Source organism: Vibrio bivalvicida, from assembly GCF_001399455.2.
GTDB lineage: Bacteria > Pseudomonadota > Gammaproteobacteria > Enterobacterales > Vibrionaceae > Vibrio > Vibrio bivalvicida.
On sequence record NZ_LLEI02000090.1, the window covers coordinates 1 to 25,165 of the forward strand.

Below are 25,165 nucleotides of genomic sequence, written 5' to 3' on the forward strand. Positions count from 1 at the left end.
CGAGAAGCGAGAAGCGAGAAGCGAGAAGCGAGAAGCGAGAAGCGAGAAGCGAGAAATATTGAAGGGTTGGCACATTGTGTCAACCCTTTACTTTTATATCCAGACAATTAGATCCTAAAAAAAGTATCACTGCCTGCAGTTTTCGACTCACTTACCGCGGCCACATCTCGAAGGGCGAAGCCCGATCTCGCAGCGGAGCGATCTCAAGGACGTAGTCCGCCCCCTACTCTGCGTCACCAAGAAGAACAGAGTCTAGAGCAATGATCATCATATCGTTAAACGTTGTTTGACGCTCATCTGAGGTGGTTTGCTCGCCAGTCTTAATGTGGTCAGAAACAGTACAGATTGTTAGTGCTTTTGCACCATACTCAGCACATACGCCGTAAATGCCTGCTGCTTCCATTTCAACACCGACAATACCGTACTTATCCATCACCTCAAACATTTCCGGGTCTGGGGTATAGAACAGTTCTGCAGAGAACATGTTGCCGACTTTCACTTCAATGCCGCGCGCTTTTGCTGCATCTTCCGCTGCGCGTACCATTCTGTAGTCTGCGATAGCGGCGAAGTCATGACCTTTGAAGCGAATACGGTTTACCTTAGAGTCCGTACACGCACCCATGCCAATCACTACATCACGCACTTTAATATCTTCACTTACTGCACCGCAGCTACCGACACGAATGATTTTCTTAACACCGAAATCTTTAATGAGTTCTGTCGCATAAATTGAGCATGACGGAATTCCCATACCATGCCCCATCACCGAAATTTTGCGGCCTTTGTAAGTGCCTGTGTAACCGTACATATTGCGTACATCACATACCTGAACAACATCTTCTAGGAAGGTTTCTGCAATGTATTTGGCACGTAGCGGGTCACCTGGCATTAATACTACGTCTGAAAATGCACCCATTTCTGCGTTGATATGTGGAGTTGCCATGATTCAATTTCCTTTTATTAAACTGCGTTAGTTTAAGCAAACAAAATAATAGAGGGCTAAGCCCTCTATCTAATTTAGTCGATTTTGATTACAAGAAGTTTTTACCGTAATCCATTGGTGATGTACCAAAATAGCTAGCCAAAGTTTGGCCGATATCAGCAAAGGATTCACGAAGGCCCAATGAGCCTGCTGGCACTTTCTGACCGTAAACAATCACAGGAATATGCTCACGAGTGTGGTCAGTACCTGGCCAAGTAGGATCACAGCCATGATCAGCAGTTAGAATCAGCACATCGTCCTCTTCCATCATCTCCATCACTTCGTGGATACGGCCATCAAAGTACTCTAGCGCCGCTGCATAGCCCGCAACGTCACGGCGGTGACCATAAGCAGAATCGAAGTCAACAAAGTTGGTGAATACGATAGTGTTGTCACCCGCCTCTTTGATCGCCTCTTTTGTTGCTTCAAATAGAGCAGGAATACCTGTTGCTTTGGTCTTCTTAGTGATACCGCAGCCTGCGTAAATATCAGAGATCTTACCGATCGAGTGAACTTCACCGCCCTTTTCATCCACTAATTTTTGCAAAATAGTCGCAGAAGGTGGCTCTACCGATAGGTCACGACGGTTACCCGTACGCTCAAATTGACCTTTACCTGGACCAACAAACGGACGAGCAATAACGCGACCAATGTTGTAATCTTCAAGTTCTTCACGCGCGATCTGACAAAGTTCAAGTAGACGATCAAGACCAAACGTCTCTTCGTGACAAGCAATTTGGAATACAGAGTCAGCAGAAGTGTAGAAGATTGGCTGACCAGTCTTCATATGCTCTTCACCCAAGTCATCAAGAACTTGAGTACCCGATGCGTGACAGTTACCTAGGAAACCGTCAAGACCTGCACGCTCAAGAATGCGGTCAGTTAGCTCTTTAGGGAAACTATTCTCTTTGTCGGTGAAGTAGCCCCAATCAAACAGTACAGGTACACCTGCAATCTCCCAGTGACCTGATGGAGTATCTTTACCAGAAGAGAGTTCTGCAGCATAGCCGTATGCGCCGATGATTTCTGTATCAGCCTCAAGACCCGGCGCAAAACTACCTGTCGACTCTTTGTGCGCCATCGCCAGACCAAGCTTGGATAAATTAGGCAGCTTTAAAGCGCCGCTACGATCGGCGTTATTCGCCAAACCTTTATCACACTGCTCAGCAATATGACCCATAGTATCTGAACCAACATCGCCAAAGTCTTTCGCATCAGCCGATGCACCGATACCAAATGAGTCTAAGACTAAAATAAATGCTCTTTTCATTGCTCTCTTCCTTTAACTGGCCGAGAGCAACAGCTCAATCGACCAATCTAATTAATATTATGTTAATCCCTAAATAATTGGAGTTGCAGCTAGGCGACAAGCAAATTCAGCCCTATGAGCATAGAGGCTCTATGTGATTAGGGTGAATTTGCGCCGTCAACAAAGCTGCAGCTTCAAGTATGACGGGATTAAAGATCTTCAGCGCGAATCTGACGATACACCTCTGGCGTTGATGTGTACTCACCACCAATCGTGATTGCGGCTTTTAGTGCATGCGCTGCTTCTTGCCACTGCTCTTCATTGCGAGCGTGGATAACCGCTAGAGGCTTGTCACTTGACGCCTCTTCACCTAAGCGGATGAAGCTGTCAAAACCCACGGCATAGTCAATAACATCTGTCGCGACGCGGCGACCACCGCCCATAGAAACAACGGCCATGCCAATCGCGCGAGTATCCATGGCTGATACAGTGCCGTTTTCATCAGCATATACTGGCTTGATGATGTCCGCTTTTTCTAGGTAGTTATCGTAGTTTTCAACAAAATCAGCAGGACCACCAAGACCAGCAACCATCTTGCCGAAACACTCTGCGGCTTTACCGTTGTCGAGCACTGCCATCAGCTTAGAACGGGCGTCTTCGGTGTTGTCAGCAAGTTTAGCCAGCACTAGCATTTCTGCACATGACGCCATAGTCACTTCGAGAAGACGAGGGTTGCGGTATTCACCCGTTAAGAACTGAACGGCTTCTCGAACCTCGACCACGTTACCCGCAGAAGACGCCAATACTTGATTCATGTCGGTTAGGATAGCCGTTGTCTTAGTGCCTGCACCATTTGCTACGGCAACAATAGATTTTGCTAGCTCTTCAGACGCTTCGTAAGTTGGCATAAATGCACCTGAGCCTACTTTCACGTCCATCACAAGAGATTCAAGACCTGCCGCTAGTTTCTTAGAAAGAATTGAAGCTGTGATCAGCGAGATGTTATCAACCGTCGCGGTAATATCACGCGTCGCGTACACACGCTTATCGGCCGGAGCGAGATCGCCCGTTTGACCAATGATAGCCACTCCCGCATCTTTCGTGACATCACCAAACACATCATTGGTTGGCGTAATGTTGTAGCCTGGGATCGACTCAAGCTTATCTAGCGTGCCACCGGTATGACCTAGGCCACGACCAGAGATCATAGGTACAAAACCACCACATGCTGCCACCATTGGGCCAAGCATTAGAGAAGTTACGTCGCCAACACCACCCGTTGAGTGTTTATCGACAATTGGGCCGCCAAACTCTTTGTGGCTCCAATCGATGACCATACCAGAATCACGCATTGCACACGTTAGTGCGATGCGCTCAGGCATTGTCATTTCATTAAAGAAGATAGCCATAGCAAACGCCGCTATCTGACCTTCAGATACGGTGTTTTTCGCTACGCCTTGGATAAAGAAGTTAATTTCTTCCGCGGTAAGCACTTCGCCATCGCGTTTTTTACGAATGATTTCTTGAGGTAAGTACATTAGATCCTCCCATGCTTTAGCAAGCAATGGTTATAAGGTAAAGAGGTAATGTGGAGCAGCGGTTCGCTACTCCACCAAACAGACTTTGTTTTTATCTACTCTCGAACGAGAGAATTAGTAAGCTGCTGGATCAGCAGTCTCGTCTGTCACTTCTAATGTATTTAGTAGGTTTGTTAGCAGGCTTGACGCACCGAAACGGTAGTGACGAGCATCAACCCAGTTATCGCCTAGGATTTCATCAGCCATTGCGAGGTAGTCCGCTGCATCTTCAGCAGTACGAACGCCACCAGCAGGTTTGAAACCAACTGTTTGTGCAACACCCATATCACGAATCACTTCTAGCATCATGCGAGCGTATTCAGGTGTTGCGTTTACTGGCACTTTACCCGTTGAAGTTTTAATAAAGTCTGCGCCAGCTTTGATACAGATTTCAGATGCTTTCTTGATTAGTGCTTCTTGTTTTAGCTCACCAGTTTCGATGATCACTTTCAGAAGAATATCACCACAAGCTTCTTTACATTGCTTAACTAGCTCGAAGCCCACTTCTTCGTTACCTGCCATAAGAGCACGGTATGGGAATACGACGTCTACTTCATCTGCACCGTAAGCTACTGCCGCTTTAGTTTCAGCAACAGCAATGTCAATATCATCGTTACCGTGTGGGAAGTTAGTTACGGTCGCAATGCGAACCTCTGGTGTACCTTGCTCACGAAGTGTCTTCTTAGCAATAGGAATAAAGCGAGGGTAAATACAGATTGCAGCTGTGTTACCTACTGCTGATTTTGCGTCATGACAAAGTGAAATAACTTTCGCATCAGTGTCATCATCATTCAGCGTAGTTAGGTCCATAAGTTTTAGTGCACGTAGTGCTGCTGCTTTTAAATCGCTCATTTCTATCTCCGATCAATATTCAAAAAAGTTACTGCCCTAAAAACATTTTTAGAGCTGCAGTCATTTATGAACGGACTTGGTTCCCTGAAGACTCGGCATATACAGCGAGTTTTAATATGCCAATTGCTATCCTTGTCACCGCACAGTACCAGTTTGGTCTATGGCACAACAATCTACGATTGCGGTGTCTAACGTATATGGGCAAACGCCCAAGCAACGGTGTCGTTGCTGCCAGCGCCAATCATACTCCTTGTATTAATTATCGCTAGCTGAAAAACTTCTCAATAATCCATTGATAAGTTACGCCACCAAGATAAACACCAACAATGCCCATTACACCTGCTAAAACAGGCGGGGCTGGTATCGGCAACTTGATAGCGGAAAACAGGACTCCAACGACAAAACCGGCTAAGGTTGCGAGGAAAACTTCATTCATAAGTTTTACCCTACTTTCTATAGATACCTACATTATAGATATTTATCGCGGAACTGTAGTGGCTCATAGAGCGCAAACGGTTTGTATCTCAAAAAAGATTCTGCTTAACGATTGCTCAATCTAATCAGTTGCTCAAACGTTATGAATCTTGTTGTCCGAACTCATTCCAGACCTTCGCACAATCCAACGAAAGCTCTCGTTGTCTTATGCTGAAGTTTTTTCAAAATAGTCAGTGTGAGAGCAAGGCAACGAGGATTTGAATCCCTGGGAGCTTAGCTCGCTAAGTGACTAGGGTGAAAACCGCAGTTAACGCAGCTATCGCACTTACTATGCTGAAAAAAACGAAAAAGCCCCGTAGTACATAGCAAGCTATGCAACTACGGGGCTTAATCAAACGGCGTCTATATAATCTTTCGCTTATTCAATTAGAAAGATAGGAAGAAGCCAGCGATTGTCGCCGCCATTAGGTTAGACAGTGTACCTGCACAAACCGCTTTCACACCCATACGAGCGATGTCGTGACGACGGTTTGGAGCTAGACCACCTAGACCACCTAGTAGAATCGCAATTGAAGATAGGTTTGCGAAGCCACATAGAGCGAATGCGATGATTGCTTGAGTCTTCTCAGACATTACTTGACCTGTTGCTGCAACAACTTGAGCGCCGTCACCAACGTAAGGTACAAAGTTTAGGTAAGCTACGAACTCGTTAACAACCAGTTTCTGACCGATAAACGAGCCAGCTACTGTTGCTTCTTCCCATGGCACACCGATTAGGAATGCTAGAGGCGAGAATAGGTAACCAAGTAGAATTTCTAGAGTTAGCTCAGGCATACCGAACCAACCACCAACACCACCTAGGAGACCATTGATTAGCGCGATTAGACCGATGAACGCCAGTAGCATTGCACCAACGTTTAGAGCTAGTTGTAGACCAACTGAAGCACCACCAGCCGCTGCATCGATAACGTTAGCAGGCTTGTCGTCACCACCGTCGATATCATCACCAAGATTCTCATCTGGTGTATCAGTTTCAGGCTTGATGATTTTAGCGAACAGTAGGCCACCAGGTGCAGCCATGAATGACGCTGCGACAAGGTACTCTAGAGGTACACCCATAGATGCGTAACCTGCTAGTACACCACCAGCAACAGACGCTAGACCACCACACATTACTGCAAATAGCTCAGACTGAGTCATTTTTGGTACAAACGGACGAACCACTAGCGGTGCTTCAGTTTGACCAACGAAGATGTTGGCTGCTGCAGACATAGACTCGGCACGTGAAGTACCTAGTGCCTTTTGTAGACCACCACCAAGAATCTTGATAACCCACTGCATTACACCAATGTAGTAAAGTACAGAGATAAGTGCAGAGAAAAAGATTAGCGTTGGAAGTACTTGGAACGCGAAGATGAATCCGATACCGTCAACTGAGAAGTTAACTAGGCTGCCAAATAGGAAACCAGTACCGTCTTTACCGTAGTCGATAACGTTCTGTACACCAGCTGAGAAACCAGCTAGTAGGTCGCGACCCCATGGTACGTATAGAACGAAACCACCGATGATGAATTGGATAGCAAATGCGCCACCCACAGTTCTTAGATTGATAGCTTTGCGGTTATCAGACAGTAGTAATGCAATTCCTAGCAATACTGCCATACCGACTAGGCTCATAAACAGGCTCATAGTTTATGACTTCCTTATATGTTATTTATTGGCGTGTTACAAAATGGAGCTCAAAAGCGGAGGCAATTATACTCATCCGTCCATTGATAAAGTAATGCCGTCCTCACAGTTTCTAATAAGATTCATCATGCATTCACTCAGTAACGTGAAGCCGGTCACCATTCACCACGTCTGTAATCATTAAAAGAACAATTTAATTAGAAATTATTCACAAAGACCGAATACTGAATGGCTATTTTTCCAAACACTTTCAGCAATCGTTTGCTCTGGTATCCCTTTCAGCAATGCGAGGCAAGATAAAATCTGAGCTAACATCTGTGGATGATTTGAGTTGCCTTGATATCCATAAAGGGGCATATCAGGCGAATCCGTCTCCAAGAGAATACATTCAAGCGGTAACTGAGACACTGCTTGCCGCGTTTTCTTCGCTCTTGGGTAAGTGATCACTCCACCTACTCCGATATAAAAACCCAATTCGACAAACTGCATCGCTTGCTGGTAGCTGCCAGAGAATCCATGTAATACACCTCCTTGCGAGAAACCATACTGTTTAAGCAATTGTAGTAGGCGATTGTGAGTTTTCCGAGCATGAAGGATAATTGGAAGCTGATATGATTGTGCAAGCTCAAGTTGTTGAATGAATACGCGCTCTTGAATCTGACTGTCAACTTTTACCATTGCATCGAGCCCACACTCTCCAACAGCAACGCACTTCTCATTATTTTGGCTCAGTAACTCATCAAGCTGCTCTTGATAGATATGGCTATCTGTATCGACGAAATACGGGTGTATGCCTACAGCGTAATATATCGATGAATATTGAGCAGCAAGCTGTTCAAGCCTGTTCCAGTTTGACGGCCCTATAGAAGGAATAACAAACCGCTCAACGCCGACTTGATTGGCCAATTTAATCTGCGCGGCTAGATTTGGCTTGAATGCATCAAAATCCAAATGGCAATGGGTATCAAAAAGGCGCATTACTTGTGCGCCTTATTGTGGCTATTCGGTGGAGAAGTAGGATCACTGCGATAGGGTACACAACTGCGTTTGTTCTCTGGTGTTAAGCCCATTGAGTGACACCAGGCGTCATATTTCGCTAGCCAGAGCTTAAACCAGTTGAGCATCCTCTACTCCTTACAACCTATGACTCGTTCATTACTGCTCTTCACGTTTAAAGACGAGTTCTGTTGGCGTCGACTCATCTTCAACAAAGTAATATCCCGCAGTATCAAACTTAGTCAGTTCAGCGACGCTTGAAATGCGATTTTCAATAATGTAGCGCGCCATCATGCCGCGGGCTTTCTTGGCATAAAAGCTGATCACCTTATATTGACCATTTTTGCAGTCTTTAAATACAGGTGTAATCACTTGGGCCTCGAGATTTTTGGGCTTAACCGCTTTAAAGTACTCATTCGACGCAAGGTTAACCAATACATTATCACCTTGATCGGCAATCGCCTCGTTAAGCTTATCGGTGATCACATTGCCCCAAAAATGATAAAGGTTGCTGCCTTTGTCGTTAGCAAGCTTAGTGCCCATCTCAAGACGGTAAGGCTGCATTAAATCGAGTGGCTTAAGTAAACCGTACAAACCCGACAGCATACGCAGATGCTTTTGCGCGTAATCAAAATCTTGCTCAGATAATGACTGCGCATCTAACCCTGTGTAGACATCGCCCTTAAAAGCTAAGATAGCTTGGCGTGAGTTATCTGAGGTAAATGTCTCGCTCCACTCTTGAAAACGGCCTACGTTCAGATCGGCGATTTTATCGCTAACCTTCATTAAGCTCGCAACATCAGCTGGTGTCAGTTTACGGCAAACATCAATAAGCTGCTTAGAGTACTCAATTAAATCGGGTTGAGTATATTTCTCTGTTGCCAGTGGCGATTCATAATCTAAGGTTTTCGCAGGTGAAACGACGATTAGCATGACTTAACTCTATCTGTTTAATTATGTTGTTAGATATAGGTTACAAAAAAAGCCATGCAATGTCTGCATGGCTTTTTGAATCGTTTTAATAGTCAAAAGTTATAACCTAAATAATTGGAGCTGTAGCTAGGCGGCAAATCAATTCAGCCCTATGAGCATAGTGTTCCTATGTGATTAGGGCGGCCGGCGCTCCGGGGGATTTATGCGGCCAACGACGCTACGGCTTCAAGTATGACGGTTATATTAATCTTTTTTGCTCTGATCCCAGATACCATCCTCAAGCTGAGACTTCAGCTCTGGGAAGTCGTTTGAATCAAACGTCGGCACTTTACCTTCGTCTAGCTGGCGGTTGTAGTCTTTCGCTAGCTTAATAACGATGCCAGATAGGAGAATAATCGCCACTAAGTTCACAATTGCCATCAACCCCATAGAAACATCCGCCAGCGCCCATACTACAGGTAGCGATGCCACGGCACCGAACATCACCATACCAAGTACGATAATACGGAAAATACCAAGACCTGCTTTATGGTTGTGCTCTAGGAAGATTAGGTTGGTTTCGGCGTAAGAGTAGTTTGCAATAATTGAGGTAAAGGCAAAGAAGAAGATCGCCACAGCAACAAAGATACCGCCCCACTCACCGACTTGAGAACTCAAAGCCGTTTGCGTTAGCTCGATACCTGTTACTTCACCGTGTGGTACATATTCACCCGACATTAGGATGATAGCAACGGTTGCTGAACAGATAACGATAGTATCCATAAAGACACCTAACATCTGCACGTAACCTTGTGATGCCGGGTGTGGTGGATATGGCGTTGCAGAAGCCGCTGCGTTCGGTGCTGAACCCATACCTGCTTCGTTTGAGAACAGACCGCGCTTAATACCGTTGATCATCGCCTGTGCGATTGCGTAGCCAAGACCACCAGCGGCCGCTTCTTGCAAGCCAAATGCACTCTTAAAGATAAGCGTCAGAACTGCTGGTAGCTTCTCTAGATTGGTCAGCATGACATACATAGCAAGCAGCAGGTAAGCCAGTGCCATAATCGGGACGATCAGCTCAGCCACTTTAGCGATACGCTTAATACCGCCGTAAATAACAATAGAAGAGAGTGCAACGACCACGATACCAACATAGGTATCTTCCCAGCCAAATGCGTTGTTCATTGCATTAGCAATAGAGTTCGCTTGTACGGCGTTAAATACTAGGCCAAAGGCAATGATCAGGAATACTGAGAACAGAACCCCCATCCAACGCATTCCAAGACCTTTCTCCATGTAGTACGCTGGACCACCACGATAGTTGCCGTCATCATCTTTGGTTTTGTATAACTGCGCTAGGGTGCTTTCGGCGAATGATGTTGCCATACCTAACATAGCAATTAACCACATCCAGAAAATAGCGCCAGGACCACCTGCGGTAAGTGCAACAGCAACACCTGCCATGTTACCCGTACCGACACGTGCAGCTAAACTTGTACAAAGAGCTTGGAAAGAAGAGATACCGGCTTTGTCTGCTTTACGGCTGTTCTTAAGAACAGAGAACATATGGCCAAAGTGACGAAATTGGATAAAGCCCAAACGGACTGTAAAATAAATTCCCACACCGACCAGAAGGTAAACAAGAATAGAACCCCACAAAAGGTCATTCATTAAATTGATTAAGTCTGTCATAACATCCTCATATTGAGTTTTCGCTGACCTCTGCTTCCAAGCCATCCATCTAACTGCCCAACTAAGTGTCAAGATTGCTTAGTATTGGTTTTGTTGTTTTATGCAGTCTAGACCTGTAAAACTCGCTTCGTGCTTCCATTTTACGTGTCAGCGTATTTTTTGACGGGCGGATAATGCAGCGAAGAGTGACAAAAATCAATATGAAAATAAATTGATATGGTTGTTATTTTTCACTATATGGTCACCACCAATTAACACAAGCCAGAACATATAACCAACACACAACAAACAACCAATACGAGAATTTGCAACATGCGACATTTTCAGAAACATAATTTCATAAGAGCTTCCAGATAAGCAGTTTTCCTTGCTAAATAAGGCATCAAACAGCAGTTACAAAACAACACCCCATATAATCAACACAACAGATAGTCATCAATAATCATATAGTGAGCCATCTATACGAAAGGCTATTATTTACACAGCCAATTAACATTCTCACCAATGCAATTTAATCGTTCTCACCAACTCAACCGTGCAAAAAATCGTCAACAGGGCAATTTTTTTTGTGACTTACACGCACAATATGCGTAAAAACTTCATTGAAACGTAACAAATGAGAAACGAATCAAAGTTACCTTCGTTTTGAATATGGTATTAAAAACTTGCCCCATCTAGAGGGATAAAAATCATAACGAGGTAGCTTATGGAAGGCTTAAACTTTGAAGAACTATTGGAACAGGATTTTCCCAAAGGGCGCGCGGCTCGTTCAAAACCCGTGAAGCGTAAATGGCGCGAAATTGAGGCGATAAAGGATCGTCAGCGTCTGCAAAAAGAGCTGATGGATATGGATATCGGCTTTGATGACCTAGATAAACTTGAATATTAAAAATTAGAAAAAGAGGCGATTGTTCGCCTCTTTTTTGTTTTCGCTAGATACATTCATGCTCAGTTTGATGGACTCGCTCTGCTAGCTGAGCATATTGCTCTGCGATCGTCTCACCAAATACTGGGTCGTCTTCACAGACGCTCCATTGCTCTTCGACTGCTTGCCAATCCTTTACAGTAAATTTCTCAATTAGATAAGGAAATACATTTTTCTCTTCGATCTCGAGATGTCGCTTCTGAGCATCTAAGAAAGATTCTAACTGCTCAATAAACATATCTTGCGGAATCACCGCATCTTGCAACACCATATCAACCACATTTAAGAATTCATGAGTCTTTTCTGATAAAGTTTGGTGTTCAAGTTCAAGATTGTCGATTTCGTAATGGTGGCCATAATGCTCAAGGTAATAGTGGTAAAGAATATCCTCTTTAGGGTGATGCACTTTCTCTGAATGATTAGCGAGATAGTCCACCAGTTCCCTCAACACAGCGTAGTTAACCTGGCGTTCACTTTTGAGCAAGGCCAACTTGTGTCTCAATAGCGCCAATAAGCGCACCATATAACCGTGCTCGCGCCTGATCCTTTCAATCATCATAGCGTTTCTCCTTAACACCTACATTCTTTAAGTGTATAAGAGAAGACCATATTACGCTTTGACATTGTTCGAAATTTGGGCAAATGCTCTGTAAACAAAGCTATGCATCTACCTCTAAAGGCAATCGCCACTCTATCTTGTCTTTTCCTTGTTGCTGTAAAATATCGTTGGTCTGTGAGAAATGACGACAACCGAAAAAACCACGATGAGCAGATAGCGGTGAAGGGTGAGGCCCAGCCAATACAAAGTGTTTACTGCGATCAATAAAGCGCCCTTTTTTCTGTGCATGAGCCCCCCAAAGTAAAAAGACCACACCGGACTGATGTTGGTTAAGTGCCTCGATAACTTTGTCTGTAAAAGTCTCCCAGCCAGTTTTTGAGTGGGAGTGTGCCTTACCTTGCTCAACCGTCAATACCGTGTTCAACAATAAGACCCCTTGCTCTGCCCAACTCTGCAGGTAACCATGTTGAGGGATTTCAAAGCCTTCAATGTCTTGAGCCAGTTCCTTGTACATATTAACCAAAGAAGGCGGCGTCTTTACTCCAGGTAAAACAGAAAAACACAGTCCGTGAGCCTGATTCGGGCCATGATACGGATCCTGACCAATTATCACGACTTTGACATCACCAAACTCAGTGACTCGAAACGCATTGAAGACATCTTTTGCTGGCGGGAACACGACTTTACCAGACGCTCTTTCCCCTTCAACAAATGCCAACGTCTGCTGAAAGTATTCCTGCCGTTTTTCCGCACCAATAACATCATGCCAAGTCATTGACTGACTCATAATCTGTTCCTTCTTCTATATAGGAAAATCAAATTGTCGCAAATATAGCAAAAGGAACAAAGAATTTAGTCATGATGGGCGTTATTTTTCTGCGGTGTTCGATAGTGTCCCTGCCCTGCAATATGACGGTTAGGAGCAGGCAAGCGCGCAGGACGGATAGTGGTATAGCAACGTGAAAAAGGCATAGTAGCACCCTCATATTAGTAAACTCATCTATTGCTATGAAAAAATGATGCCACCTTTGTCTAGCCAACAATTTCAACCAGAGCTTGTGCATGAAAATTACGTAACTGGTTGATCTCATCGGGCCAAGTTTCAGGCTCAATAGTTTCTAAGATCAATGGGATAGCGTCAAAACGAGGATCTTTTGCGATGTACTCAAAACAGCTCCAGCCAATCTCTCCTCTACCCAGTGCCTGGTGCCTATCGACCTTGGCACCTAAGGCAACCTTTGAATCGTTAATGTGCATTGCCCTTAAATAATGCATACCAACAATGCGGTCGAACTCAGCAAACGTTGCCTCACAAGCATCAAAACTACTCAGATCATAGCCAGCGGCAAAGGTATGGCATGTATCAATGCAAACACCGACCCGAGATTTATCCTCTACCTGCTCGATAATCTCCACCAGATGTTCAAATCGCCAGCCCAAATTTGTTCCTTGCCCTGCCGTGTTCTCAATCACAGCAATAACATTGGGCACAGTTTGATGAGCAAGATTGATTGACTCCGCTATTCGCGCTAAACACTCTTTCTCAGATATCTTCTTTAAATGACTCCCAGGATGAAAATTGAGCAGTGTTAACCCCAACTGATTGCACCTTTCCATCTCATCTATAAAAGCCGCGCGAGATTTAGCTAGTTTCTCTTCTTCTGGAGCGCCAAGGTTAATTAAATAGGAATCGTGGGGAAGTATCTGCTCACTACTGAAGCCTAACATTTGGCAATTTGCCCGAAACGCTCGGATGGTTTTCTCTTCTATCGGTTTTGCCACCCATTGGCGTTGATTCTTAGTAAATAGCGCAAACGCATTCGCGCCAATTTCCCTTGCTCTTAGCGGCGCTTGATCGACCCCGCCATCAGCAGAAACATGGGCTCCAATATACTTCTTACCAAACTGATTTTTACGCATTGTCATTTAATCACTTTACACTTTCAGACTATGAACCTACTTACAGTCACTTAGTTGATCCAGTTCAATTTCAAAACCCATTTTGTAGTAAATTTACAACACAATCGGTTATTAAATATTTTTTAAATTATCAAATATATTGTAAACATATTGTTTTCAAAGATTTTATTGATTTAGAACAACAAAATAACCTTTATAAAAGAAATGTTTTTGGTTGTTTTTTGACTTAAATCAATATTATCATAAGGGATATTCGCTATATAATACGTAGCTCAATAAAATTCGAAAATTAACACCAATAAACCACTAAAGTGGACTAGGAGATAGTGATGATCCAAGGTATTCAAATTACAACTGCAGCTAACGACGCTCTACTGAACTCAATTTGGCTTCTAGACAGCGAGAAGAACGAAGCACGTTGTATAGTTGCAAACTCTGGCTTTGAAGCCGATCAAGTAGTAGCGATCAACGAGTTAGGCGAGTACGAGAGCCGTGAAGTTGCTATCGAAACTGCGCCACGTATCGAAGGTGGTCAGCACCTAAACGTTAACGTTCTAAAGCGTGAAACTTTAGAAGACGCAGTCGCTAATCCAGAAAAGTACCCTCAACTAACTATCCGCGTTTCTGGCTACGCTGTTCGTTTCAACTCTCTAACTCAAGAGCAGCAACGCGACGTAATCGCACGTACTTTCACCGAAAGCCTGTAATCTATCCAAGAGTTAAATATAAAGGCGCTGTACATCAAGCGCCTTTTTGCTATCTATTGAACTAAGAAATCCTACAGAACTTGTTTTTCTCAACTCCCCACTCATAAAAGTCGCTACAGAGTTAAAACTCAAACGGGAGCCTCACCCAGTTTTCTCCTAAGTAAGAATCCAGTTTAGGGAGAGTAATGTCTTGACTCGAGATCTCAATAACTTCGCACTCATGAGTATGCCAGAGCGTGTTCATCGACTTCAGGACTGTATAGTGGTTCATTTGAAGCTAGCCTGATTGATACAGATAGCCGAACTCTTATGATAAAATCTTGTTACGAAAAACAATATTGCCCGCTAGAAGCACGAATTGTTCGCCTAAAAAACTGAGCAACCGACAACGTTAACGATCAAAAATGAAAGTTTGGTAACGGAAAATTTGTACTAACAGAAACTCCACCCACAATACACATAAGCAAGCCTAAGCAATATGCATGTTGAAATTTTTCGGTATTCAATGAGGCTGATAGTTGGCACCTTTAGCGGAGTAACAACATTTGCGCTGTGACGTGAGATGCAGAAACAATTTTAATTGAGGTATTGAATGATTTCTTTTGCAAATAAGCAATTTCCACCTGCAACCATTATCATGGCGCTTCGATGGCACGTGTATAATGAATTGAGCTATCGAGAAATAGAAGAATTGCTAAATCGACGCGGTATCAATGTAGATCACGCCACAGTACAACGCTGGATTTCGGAATTCTGCCCTAAATTTGAAGGTAGTTTTTTTGATGCTTCCCCACTTAAAACTTCTCCTTGGCGAATGGAACATAAAGAGATAAAGGTTAAGGGAAAAAAAGTATTTCTTTATGAAGCCATTGATAAAAATGGTGTTTTAATTGATTTTCTAATAACAAATCGTATTGATGAGTCGATGACGAGACAGTTCTTCCAAGATAGCATGCATCTCGCAGATAAAGAGCCTCCTATTGCTCCGAAAGAAGTCAATCGCAGAGAAAGAAAAAAGCAAATGGTGAGGAATGCTCTTTTAGAGGCTTCTTACCAACTTTTTGTGAGTAAAGGCTTTGACGAAACTCGAATAGAAGACATTACAGACATTGTAGATATTTCAAGTCGAACTTTTTTTAGGTATTTCTCTTGTAAGGAAGATCTTGTACTTGACTACTACGAAGTAGAACAGAAAGAGATTTTAGTTGCTTTGGCCTCTCGACCTATGAGTGAATCAATTTATACAGCGATTCGCAAAGCTGCAGTAGAAGTAACCAAAGGTTGTGAAGAGGGTAGCTATGGTATTGATCCAAAGCGATTCGCCACGATAAGAAATTTGATACGTAAGCATCCTATGGTATGTGCTCGAAAACTTTCCCGTTCGGAAAGCTATAACCAAGCTCTTAGCGATCTCATTGCCGCTAGAATGGAAGTATCGATGCTCAAGGATATTAGACCCAGAGTTCTAGCTGCAAGTATCGAGTTTGCATACAGTACTTCCTATGATCTATGGAAATCAGAGAGTCAAAATAATATGTCTTATTACGAAGTGCTCAATGATGTTTTTCTATTTTTGGAAAACAACGAATTGTGAATTCATAGTCATTGAGTTTTGATTAAGGAGAAATAAACTCTCCTTAATCGATTTAAATTAATGACTAAGCAACTGAAAGTAAATTGTAGCGTTTATTTTTTATCGCATTAGCTAAAACGTCGATTATCTGTAACGTATCATCCAAACATAAACAATCATCTGTTACTGATTGCCCTTTTATCAGCTCATTTGAATTTATACACTGTTTACCAGAAACCAAAAAGCTCTCAATCATCACACCTGAAACATTATCCTCTCCGTTGGAAATTTGCCAAGCAACATTATTGGCAACTATAGTTTGATTCTTTGCAACTTTCCCACTATTACCATGACTGCAATCAATAATAACCCTAGAGTTCAAGTTGTTATCCTTTAGTTTTTTAGTCGCATTTTTCACGTGCTTCTCTGTATAGTTTGGCTCTTTGCCACCTCGAAGAATTATATGCCCAAACTTGTTTCCTGATGTCGTTATTGCAATGGGGTTCCCCTTTCCACAAGAGGTATATAATACGTGAGGCTCTAACGATGAAACAATTGCATCTATTGCAATGTCAATATTTCCATCGGTACCATTTTTAAATCCTATTGGACAAGGAAGCCCAGAGGCCATCTGCCTGTGAGGTTGTGATTCTGTAGTTCTAGCGCCAATTGCACCCCAACAAATCAAATCAGAAATATACGGAAATAAGCCACTATCAAGAAATTCCGTGGCGGTCGGAAGCCCAAGATTTAGGACTTTCTCTAAGAAACTTCTCGCTTCATATATACCCTTGCGGACATTAATCCCATCGGTTAAATCAGGCTCAATAAGCAACCCTTTCCAACCAACTCTGGTTCTGGGCTTCTCAAAATATGTCCGCATTACTATTAGCAAGTCTTCACTATACTTATCTGATATTGACGCCAGTTTCTTTGCATACTCGAAGGCATCAGATGTATTATGAATAGAACAAGGGCCTACAATAACTAATAACCTTTCATCTTCACCGGATATTATACTTTCTATTTCCTGTCTCTTTTTTGAAATAAATTCCTGTATTTTTTCTGAGATAGGTAGTTCATCTATCACCTCTTCCAAAATAGGTAAATTTTGATAGTTTTCATAGTTAATCCGTTCAGCCAAACCACGCATTAAATAACTCCTCCTTTATTTTAGAAATAATTAATTTCACAAATCAGTTCCCTGGAATATGAGAGGCCAAATAATGATTGCTGTTTTTTTTCCTGTCAATAGTGAAGTGTCGCATAGTCCTATACATTTACTATTTCATCAAAAGTATTAATAAGAGATGGAGACATGTATTTAGTGGGTTTAGTGTGTTTTTTATCTCCAAGGTACTAATAAATATGTATAAAGTTAAAGTTATCGATATGTGACAAGTTTCACACATCAGCAATAAGCTAGGTAAATACTTCTTGAAAAAAAGTGTCACTAACATAAGTATGGCACCCAAAGAAAAGTGTCATGGACTGACACTTTGTGGGTTTTTAGTATTTGTAAGGGAAAGTAATGACTGGTATTCCAAAAATTTCACCGTATTCAATACCCAATAAAAATGAACTTCCAAGCAATCAAGTAGATTGGCAGTTTGATCCAGAGCGCGCTGTGCTATTGGTCCACGACATGCAGAAATACTTTGTTGAACCGTTTTCTGAAGAAATGCAATCTCTGTTGATAGATAGAGTCTATAAACTCGTGAGCTACTGTCATGACCAATCAGTTCCTGTGTGTTATTCCGCACAACCAGGCTCGATGACTAGTAAACAAAGAGGATTACTTAAGGATTACTGGGGAGAAGGAATGTCTCGTGACGCCTCTCATACATCGATCGTCGAACCGCTTTCTATTCGCGAGCATGATTGGCAAGTTGTGAAATGGAGATACAGTGCATTTCAAAAAACGAACCTCTCCCACATGATGCAAGAAGCCGGGCGTGACCAGCTAGTTATTTGTGGCGTTTACGCTCATGTTGGTGTGTTAATGACCGCTGTTGATTCATTTTCCAATGATTTTGAGACCTTTGTCGTCGCAGACGCTATTGCTGATTTTTCCCGTGAAAATCACCTGCTCGCTCTCGACTACGCGGCACGCAATTGTGCAGTGCTCACAACAACAGAGGAGTTTGTGTAATGGAAGTATGCGCTTCAACTCATGCTTTTAATCGAATATTAAAGGAAAGCTCTCAACCATTTGCAATCATACAACGGTCTGAAAATAGTAAAGATGGTCATATTGACATCATAACCGGAAAAATATCAGAACTTGAGGTTCTTTCCGATATCGATCAAACCATTAACAGCTCTGTTCTTTATTCCCAGCTGGTGCTCGTTCCTTATCGTCAAATAAGAGAAAAAGGGTTTGAGTATGTTGATGATAAGACGCCGTTACTCTCTCTTTCTATTCAAAATCATCATACGATGACGTCTAGCACTTTTTTGTCATTGGCACCGGATCTCGACATTGCTCTGGTAAATGAGCATTTCGATATAGAAGATCATGAATATCAAAACATCGTCACTCGGATCATTGAAGACGAAATTGGCATGGGCGCAGGTGCAAACTTTGTGTTGAAGAGGCATTTTCAGTGTCAAATTAACAACTTCGACCGGAACTTGGCACTGTCTTTGTACCGTAAGCTCATCGAAAATGAATCTGGGTCTTACTGGACATATATTGTTTTTACTGGTGAGCGCTACCTTATTGGGGCAACGCCAGAAAGACACGTCACTTTGAACAACCAATCTGCTGCAATGAATCCGATTAGCGGAACCTATCGCTACCCGAGTTTGGGCCCTGATAGGCATAGCTTTGAGCAGTTCTTAGATAACGGCAAAGAGAAAGACGAACTCTTCATGGTTGTCGATGAAGAACTGAAAATGATGTCTAGTATCTGTGAACACGGAGGCACTGTTCTTGGGCCCTTAATAAAGTCAATGTCTAAGGTCGCCCATACAGAATATTTAATACATGGGCAATGCCATCTCTCACCATCAGAGGTTCTCAAACAAACCTTATTTGCCCCCACAATCACAGGAAGTCCATTAGAAAACGCGTGTAGAGTGATTCGCAAATATGAACCGGAAGGGCGCGGATACTATAGCGGCATCATTGCATTGGTAGGAAACGACGCATCCGGCCTTGCGACCATGGACTCTGCCATCCTTATTCGCAGTGCAGACATTAGCCTTCAAGGCGAGTTAAAAATTGCTGTTGGTAGTACACTGGTTCGCCACTCTAACCCCAAAGAAGAGTCAGAAGAAAGTCGAGCTAAAGCTCAAGGTTTCCTCTCTGCAATTAAGAAGCAAACCAAAGGTAGACATACAGAGGACTTTCACTCCTTTTTTGAACACACCACACTTCAAGAGAAGTTAACGGCTAGAAATACTCTAATTTCACCATTTTGGCTCACTCATGCCGAGAGAAGACAGAGTTCACATCCAAACACGTCCCAGTACCGAGTGCTTATCTTAGATGCTGAAGACACATTTACTGATATGATCGCTCATCAGTTTCGCGCATTGAACTGCCAAGTTACCGTCAAGAGTTGTGAAGATAAATACGATACTGATGATTATGATTTGACTGTTCTCGGTCCCGGCCCAGGAAATCCCGCGGATTTTACCGACTTGAGAGTCACCGCGCTCAATAGAACATTAAACCATCTCCTTGAGCATCAAAAGCCTTTCATTGCCGTATGCCTAAGTCATCAAATCTTATCGATGAATTTGGGCTTTCAAGTTAAAAGAAAAGAGCAGCCGAATCAGGGCGTCCAGAAACAGATTGACCTATTTGGCTCTGCTGAAAACGTCGGTTTCTACAACTCTTTTTCTGCCTACGTGCCAGAAGATCACAGCAATAGATATTTTTGCAAAGGCATTCGCTTTAGCTACGACTTTGACTCCCTAGAGGTTCATGCGCTTCGTGGCGAACACTTCGCATCATTTCAATTCCACCCTGAATCTCTTCTGACTCAACGAGGTATGGAGATTTGGCAAGGTAGCCTAAAACGTCTTTTAGGCGATAACAACACAATAATCACTCACAACGCAGTAGCTTAGTTTAATTAAAACCGGAGATTAATATCAAATGGATGATATAGCAGTAAAGCACTCAAGTGCTTCCGATAGTGCAACCCAAAAAGCTTGGTTAGGCTTGCTTATGGTTTTAGGCCCTGTCGGTCTCGTCGCCATGGACGGCTCAGTCCTTTATTTGGCCATGCCCAAGATTACTACGGCACTGATGCCGACAGCAGACCAAGCCCTTTGGATACTCGATATTTACGGATTCATAGTTGGTTCCTTACTCGTGGCATTCGGTAACATTGGTGACCGCTTTGGCCGTTTAAAACTGATGATGATTGGGGCACTTATTTTCGGCTTAGGTTCTGTCGGTGCTTCATACTCTACCTCACCAGAAATGCTAATTGGATTTAGAGCGTTAATGGGGCTTGGTGGAGCGACTTTACTCCCTTCCGGTTTAGCTATCGTGAGTGAACTCTTTCCTAACCCAAAACAAAGAGCTCAAGCCATAGGTATATTCGCAGCAACATTTGCAGGCGGTTTTGCAGTTGGACCTTTAATTGGAGGGCTTTTACTTGGTAAGTTTGCTTGGGGAGTGGTTTTTCTTATCAATATACCCATAGTTGTACTGTTTCTGATTTTTGCTCCAATTCTACTAAAAGAAGTTAGAGATGAAGGTGTTGGTAAAATTGATCTACTAAGCCTCGTGCTCTCTTTTGTCGGCATGCTGTTATTTACTTATTCAATTAAAACCGCAGCGGCTGAAGGTTTTTCAACCGAGCAGATGTTAACAGGTGCCATTGGCGTGTTCGCGATGCTTTGGTTTATTCGCCGTCAACGAGTACTTGATGACCCATTACTTGACCTTTCGCTATTCAAAGATCGTGTTTTCACCGTAGCGATCCTGACAGGCCTACTTTCGCTCGTTGTTTGGTCAGCAACGGGCTATCTTGCTGGAATTTACCTTCAGTCAGTTCTAGGGTTGCCTGTTCTAACTGCCGCTTTGGTCACCATTCCGGGGGCTGTGGTCTTAACTGTCACATGTGTTATCACCAACAAAATTGTTGAGCGAACCGGAAGAAAATATGGCTTAGTTCTCACCCACTTTTTGATAAGTATCGGCTCATTTATTCTGTTGTTTACAACAACCGATAATGGGGTATTGCTGTTTATCGCTTCAACCATAATCGCTGGAGTTGGCTATGGCTTATCTTTTAGTTTGGTTGCTGATATTGCAGTTTCTGCCGCGCCACCAGAGCGAGCGGGAGCAGCCGCAGCGATTGCAGAAACAAGTAATGAAATTGGAAATGCGCTTGGAATTACATTGTTGGGCTCATTGGCAGCACTGACCTTTCGTATTTCAGGACCGGGTGAAGCAGGGACTTTAAACGAAACTTTAGATGTGGAAGGGATCTCAATTGACACCATTGCACATGCTCAAAATGCCTATATGGAAGGGATGCATCTAGCACTAGGTGCTGCCGGGATCATGACGCTTATCGTGGGTATTCTTGCCATTATTTGGGTTCCTAGAACACTCCCAGAATAACCTTTTCAACATCTACCTCTATGCCTGAACGAACTTATCTTCGTTCAGGCTCTATACACTATTCGGAGAAACACCACGATGCAATTGCTCCAAATTGTACGCTCTGTAATGGAAAAATATGCTCACCGTCCAGCTATTTCAGAACGTAGAAGACGCAAGCCTCTACCAAGCTCAAACCAAACAGCTCCTCAACCATCGCTAGATAACGAGTACTCTCATATGAGTTATCAGCAAGTATGGCAAAATGCTGAAAACACGGCCAAAGCACTTTTCTTTTGCTCTAAAGCTCCAGTTTTTAATCAAACTAAAGTGGCATTTTTATCCTTTACAAGCGGCCAGTATGCGGTCTTTGACTTAGCATGTATTCGTTTAGGTGCGGTTTCAGTTCACTTACAAACTAGCTCCAACGAAGAGCAGTTATCTCATATCATTAAAGAGACGCACTCCAATACTCTAGCTGTTAGCCACAACTACCTTAGCACTGCTCTCAGCCTTCTAGCACACTGTTCGTGCATAAAAAGAGTCGTTATTCTTGATCATGACCACAAAGACAAAACACACCAGAATAGCTACCAAGATGCACTTAAAACTCTGTCAAAACAACAAACAGATATCGAATTAACAAGCTTAGAACTGTTAATTGACGACGGTCACTCCCTCAGAGAATCAATACCGGATTTTGAAGAGCAAGATGATGAACTATCTATGCTTATTTATACTTCGGGTAGTACAGGGACTCCAAAAGGGGCAATGTACACCAAGAAGCTGGCGGCAGGAATGTGGGGAGGAACTTGGGCAAGCCTTTTTTCCGACCAACCGACTTCGACTTTTCACTATATGCCAATGAGCCACGTTGCCGGGCATTCTTCCTTAAAGAACACATTTGTTCGTGGCGGAAACTGCTTCTTCGCCTCTGAAAGTAATTTATCAAGTTTCTTCGAAGACATAGTACTTGCACGACCAACTGAGCTGTCACTAGTGCCACGTGTTTGCGAAATGATCTACCAAAAGTTCGTTTCAGAGCTGAACAGACGACGCCAAACTGAAAGCCTAGTATCGAAAGAAATAGAACAAGCACTCAAACACGAATTTCGGACAGAAGTTTTTGGCGGGCAGGTAAACTGGATCAGTTGTGGTTCGGCTCCATTGTCAGAGCAAATGAAATCTTTTATGGAATCACTGTTTGATCTGGAGCTCAACATAATATACGGCTCTACGGAAGCTGGAGCTATTGCAGTCTCTGGTCAATTATTGTCTCCTCCGGTAGAAAACTATAAGTTAGTCGATGTACCGGAATTGGGGTACTCAACGCAAGATTCTCCCTATCCCAGAGGTGAGCTATTAATTAAAACTCAGTCGATCATACCTGGATATTTTAATCATCCAGAGCTCGATAAAGAGCTGTTTACACTTGATGGATACTATAAAACTGGTGATATATTTGCGGATCATCAGAACGGAAAAATACGTTATATTGATCGCCGCAGTAACGTTATAAAATTATCACAAGGTGAGTTTGTCACAACTGCAAGCCTAGAAGCTATCTACACTTCAAGCCCACTAGTACGCCAAATTTTTGTTTATGGTAATAGCCAGAGATCCAGCTTGCTCGCAGTGGTTGTGCCTAAAGAAGAGCTACTTAACAAATACGAAAACGAACTAAATACGCTAAAGCGACTTATTTCAGAGTCTTTCCGCTCTCTGGCCAAAGCTTATACACTGAATGGTTATGAGATTCCTAGGGACTTCATCATTGAACCTCAAGCCTTTACGCATGGTAATGGACTACTTTCAGATCACGGCAAAGCACTGTTCCCTAAACTCAGATTAAAATATGAAGATAAGCTAGAAAAACTATACGAAAGCTTGGAGCAGCAAGAATCCAGCCTAGTTAGTGAGTTACATCAAAACAGTGCACATTTGACGGTAGAAGAAATCGTCTTAAGAGCAGCCACCAGCCTCATCGGTAACGATAGCCATGAGGTTCTGACAAGTGATAATTTTCGTGACCTCGGTGGCGACTCCTTATCTGCAGTTTCATTTGCGACCATGCTAGAGGAGCTGTTCCAAGTTCGCGTACCTGTCGATATTGTTATAAGTCCAGCCTATGACCTGAAATACATAATTGAATTTATCGCCGACAACAATCAAAACGGCAACGCACCCAGCTTTGAAGATATTCACGAAATAGGAGCAACTGATGTCTATGCCGAACAATTAAAAATAGATAAGTTTATTGATGAAAGTATCCTAAAAAAAGCCCACAACCTACCTAGTTCAGAAAAACCACAAGTGGTTCTATTGACTGGTTCAAGCGGTTATTTAGGGCGATTCCTACTATTAGATTTGCTTGAGAAAGCTGAGCAATCTGATGGGAAAGTCATATGCTTAGTTCGAGCCCGAGACAAACAGCAAGCCATTAGCCGTATTCGTGATGCCTTTTCTTACCTCGACGAAAAAATAAGCATAAGACTAGATAAACTCATTTCACAGCGACTTGAGGTTATTAATGGAGACTTATCACAACCCAAATTTGGTTTAGAATCCACGCAATGGCACTACCTTACTACTGAAGTGGATACCATTATCCATGCTGGTGCCTTGGTAAATCACGTACTGCCATACCGAGATTGCTTTGACGCGAATGTAGTTGGAACCGCTCAACTAATAGCTCTAGCTCTTGAAAATAAGATCAAACACTTCTCTTTTCTATCCAGTATTGCTGTCGCAGATCGAGGGGAGCGAGAACCAATTGATGAGTATCAAGACATTCGAATCATCGAACCAGTACGAGTCATAAGTGATAGCTATGCGAGTGGTTACGCAACGAGTAAGTGGGCATGCGAGGTGTTACTGCGTGAAGCACACCAGCATTACGGTTTACCAGTGACAATATTTCGCTCTAGCATGATTCTCGCTCACAGCAAATACGACAATCAACTAAACTTACCGGACATGTTTACCCGACTGCTAATTAGTTTAATTGAAACTGGGATAGCACCTAAGAGCTTCTATGCCAATCAAGGAGTACTTCCTCACTATGATGGCTTACCAGTCGACTTTACTGCTAGTGCGATCATTAGACTGGGCTCAGAAAACGAGTCTGAATTCCACACCTACAATCTAGTCAACCCTCACCATGATGGTATCTCGTTAGATACATTTGTCGATTGGCTAGAAGAGATAGGAGTAAGATTCCACAGAATTGAGCAATATTCCGCTTGGTATCAATTGTTTAAAGAGGCTCACCAACAACTAGGAGAAGAGCGTAAGGCTGAATCTTTGTGGCCACTTATTCATAGCTACCACTCACCGTTAGCTGCCGTTTCTGGCTCGCCTATTCCTTCAAAACACTTTGAATCAAAGGTAGCTAAAACCAAAATTGCTGATTTTGGAAATGGTATTCCAAGAATAGATAAAAATTTGATTAATAAGTACTTTAATGATCTCACTAGATTGAAAAAAGTAAGTATCTAATCACAAGTAGTATTTAGCTTCAGTCGG

21 protein-coding genes are annotated in these 25,165 nt (G+C 42.9%); 7 read left to right on the forward strand and 14 right to left on the reverse strand.

The genetic code is table 11. The features are described from left to right. Positions 1-223: 223 nt before the first annotated feature. From deoD to APB76_RS20875, 10 genes are all read right to left on the reverse strand, one after another. Positions 224-943 (reverse strand): purine-nucleoside phosphorylase, encoded by a 720-nt coding sequence (deoD, locus tag APB76_RS20835; protein ID WP_049842853.1) that lies wholly within the window; start codon positions 941-943, stop codon positions 224-226. Between the two features lie 88 nt (positions 944-1,031). Next, positions 1,032-2,252 carry a phosphopentomutase gene (locus tag APB76_RS20840; protein ID WP_049842854.1) on the reverse strand — a complete coding sequence of 407 codons (1,221 nt, stop codon included), beginning with the start codon at positions 2,250-2,252 and terminating at the stop codon, positions 1,032-1,034. Between the two features lie 188 nt (positions 2,253-2,440). Next, complete coding sequence (gene deoA, locus APB76_RS20845; protein ID WP_054962004.1) at positions 2,441-3,769, reverse strand: thymidine phosphorylase; 1,329 nt, start codon at positions 3,767-3,769, stop codon at positions 2,441-2,443. 114 nt (positions 3,770-3,883) lie between these two features. Continuing rightward, entirely contained in the window at positions 3,884-4,660 is a 777-nt protein-coding gene (gene deoC, locus APB76_RS20850) for a deoxyribose-phosphate aldolase (RefSeq protein ID WP_054962005.1), read from the reverse strand. A 265-nt stretch (positions 4,661-4,925) separates the two neighbouring features. Further along, positions 4,926-5,096 (reverse strand): XapX domain-containing protein, encoded by a 171-nt coding sequence (locus APB76_RS20855; RefSeq protein ID WP_004744928.1) that lies wholly within the window; start codon positions 5,094-5,096, stop codon positions 4,926-4,928. 425 nt (positions 5,097-5,521) lie between these two features. Continuing rightward, positions 5,522-6,784 carry a NupC/NupG family nucleoside CNT transporter gene (locus APB76_RS20860; protein WP_049842857.1) on the reverse strand — a complete coding sequence of 421 codons (1,263 nt, stop codon included), beginning with the start codon at positions 6,782-6,784 and terminating at the stop codon, positions 5,522-5,524. 204 nt (positions 6,785-6,988) lie between these two features. Beyond that, complete coding sequence (locus APB76_RS20865) at positions 6,989-7,762, reverse strand: TatD family hydrolase (protein ID WP_054962006.1); 774 nt, start codon at positions 7,760-7,762, stop codon at positions 6,989-6,991. Further along, positions 7,762-7,908, reverse strand: coding sequence for a DUF5363 family protein (locus APB76_RS23190; protein WP_160316780.1), 147 nt, complete (start codon positions 7,906-7,908; stop codon positions 7,762-7,764). Before APB76_RS23190 ends, APB76_RS20865 begins: the two co-directional genes overlap by 1 nt. Before the next feature lie 31 nt (positions 7,909-7,939). After that, entirely contained in the window at positions 7,940-8,713 is a 774-nt protein-coding gene (yaaA, locus tag APB76_RS20870) for a peroxide stress protein YaaA (protein ID WP_054962007.1), read from the reverse strand. A gap of 243 nt (positions 8,714-8,956) precedes the next feature. Beyond that, the gene (locus APB76_RS20875) at positions 8,957-10,387 is read right to left on the reverse strand and encodes an alanine/glycine:cation symporter family protein (protein WP_049842860.1); all 1,431 of its coding nucleotides are present in this window, start codon (positions 10,385-10,387) and stop codon (positions 8,957-8,959) included. 706 nt (positions 10,388-11,093) lie between these two features. On the opposite strand from APB76_RS20875, the gene APB76_RS20880 reads away from it, so the two are divergent. Next, entirely contained in the window at positions 11,094-11,276 is a 183-nt protein-coding gene (locus APB76_RS20880; protein WP_049842861.1) for a DUF3545 family protein, read from the forward strand. 43 nt (positions 11,277-11,319) lie between these two features. Here the strand turns inward: APB76_RS20880 and APB76_RS20885 are convergent, their stop codons facing one another. The 3 genes from APB76_RS20885 to nfo form a co-directional block, all read right to left on the reverse strand. Then, a complete protein-coding gene (locus APB76_RS20885) occupies positions 11,320-11,871 on the reverse strand; it encodes a hemerythrin domain-containing protein (RefSeq protein ID WP_049842862.1) in 552 nt (183 codons plus the stop codon). 100 nt (positions 11,872-11,971) lie between these two features. After that, the gene (ung, locus tag APB76_RS20890) at positions 11,972-12,658 is read right to left on the reverse strand and encodes a uracil-DNA glycosylase (RefSeq protein WP_049842863.1); all 687 of its coding nucleotides are present in this window, start codon (positions 12,656-12,658) and stop codon (positions 11,972-11,974) included. 245 nt (positions 12,659-12,903) lie between these two features. Then, positions 12,904-13,797, reverse strand: a complete 894-nt coding sequence (nfo, locus tag APB76_RS20895; RefSeq protein WP_193395099.1) for a deoxyribonuclease IV — start codon at positions 13,795-13,797, stop codon at positions 12,904-12,906. Between the two features lie 323 nt (positions 13,798-14,120). Between nfo and grcA the strand changes: the two genes are divergently transcribed. Together grcA and APB76_RS22775 are read left to right on the forward strand one after the other, a co-directional pair. After that, positions 14,121-14,498 (forward strand): autonomous glycyl radical cofactor GrcA, encoded by a 378-nt coding sequence (gene grcA, locus APB76_RS20900; protein WP_054962008.1) that lies wholly within the window; start codon positions 14,121-14,123, stop codon positions 14,496-14,498. 592 nt (positions 14,499-15,090) lie between these two features. Further along, positions 15,091-16,092: a TetR family transcriptional regulator gene (locus APB76_RS22775; RefSeq protein ID WP_074181743.1), complete on the forward strand. Its 1,002-nt coding sequence runs from the start codon at positions 15,091-15,093 to the stop codon at positions 16,090-16,092. A gap of 64 nt (positions 16,093-16,156) precedes the next feature. Here the strand turns inward: APB76_RS22775 and APB76_RS20910 are convergent, their stop codons facing one another. Next, complete coding sequence (locus APB76_RS20910; RefSeq protein ID WP_054962009.1) at positions 16,157-17,224, reverse strand: 3-deoxy-7-phosphoheptulonate synthase; 1,068 nt, start codon at positions 17,222-17,224, stop codon at positions 16,157-16,159. Positions 17,225-17,602: 378 nt separating this feature from the next. Between APB76_RS20910 and APB76_RS20915 the strand changes: the two genes are divergently transcribed. From APB76_RS20915 to car, 4 genes are all read left to right on the forward strand, one after another. Then, positions 17,603-18,223 (forward strand): isochorismatase family protein, encoded by a 621-nt coding sequence (locus APB76_RS20915; RefSeq protein WP_054962010.1) that lies wholly within the window; start codon positions 17,603-17,605, stop codon positions 18,221-18,223. Then, positions 18,223-20,151 (forward strand): anthranilate synthase family protein, encoded by a 1,929-nt coding sequence (locus tag APB76_RS20920; protein ID WP_049842867.1) that lies wholly within the window; start codon positions 18,223-18,225, stop codon positions 20,149-20,151. Before APB76_RS20915 ends, APB76_RS20920 begins: the two co-directional genes overlap by 1 nt. A gap of 28 nt (positions 20,152-20,179) precedes the next feature. Then, positions 20,180-21,661: an MFS transporter gene (locus APB76_RS20925; RefSeq protein WP_049842868.1), complete on the forward strand. Its 1,482-nt coding sequence runs from the start codon at positions 20,180-20,182 to the stop codon at positions 21,659-21,661. 78 nt (positions 21,662-21,739) lie between these two features. Further along, positions 21,740-25,138 (forward strand): carboxylic acid reductase, encoded by a 3,399-nt coding sequence (car, locus tag APB76_RS20930; RefSeq protein ID WP_049842869.1) that lies wholly within the window; start codon positions 21,740-21,742, stop codon positions 25,136-25,138. Positions 25,139-25,165: the final 27 nt, after the last annotated feature.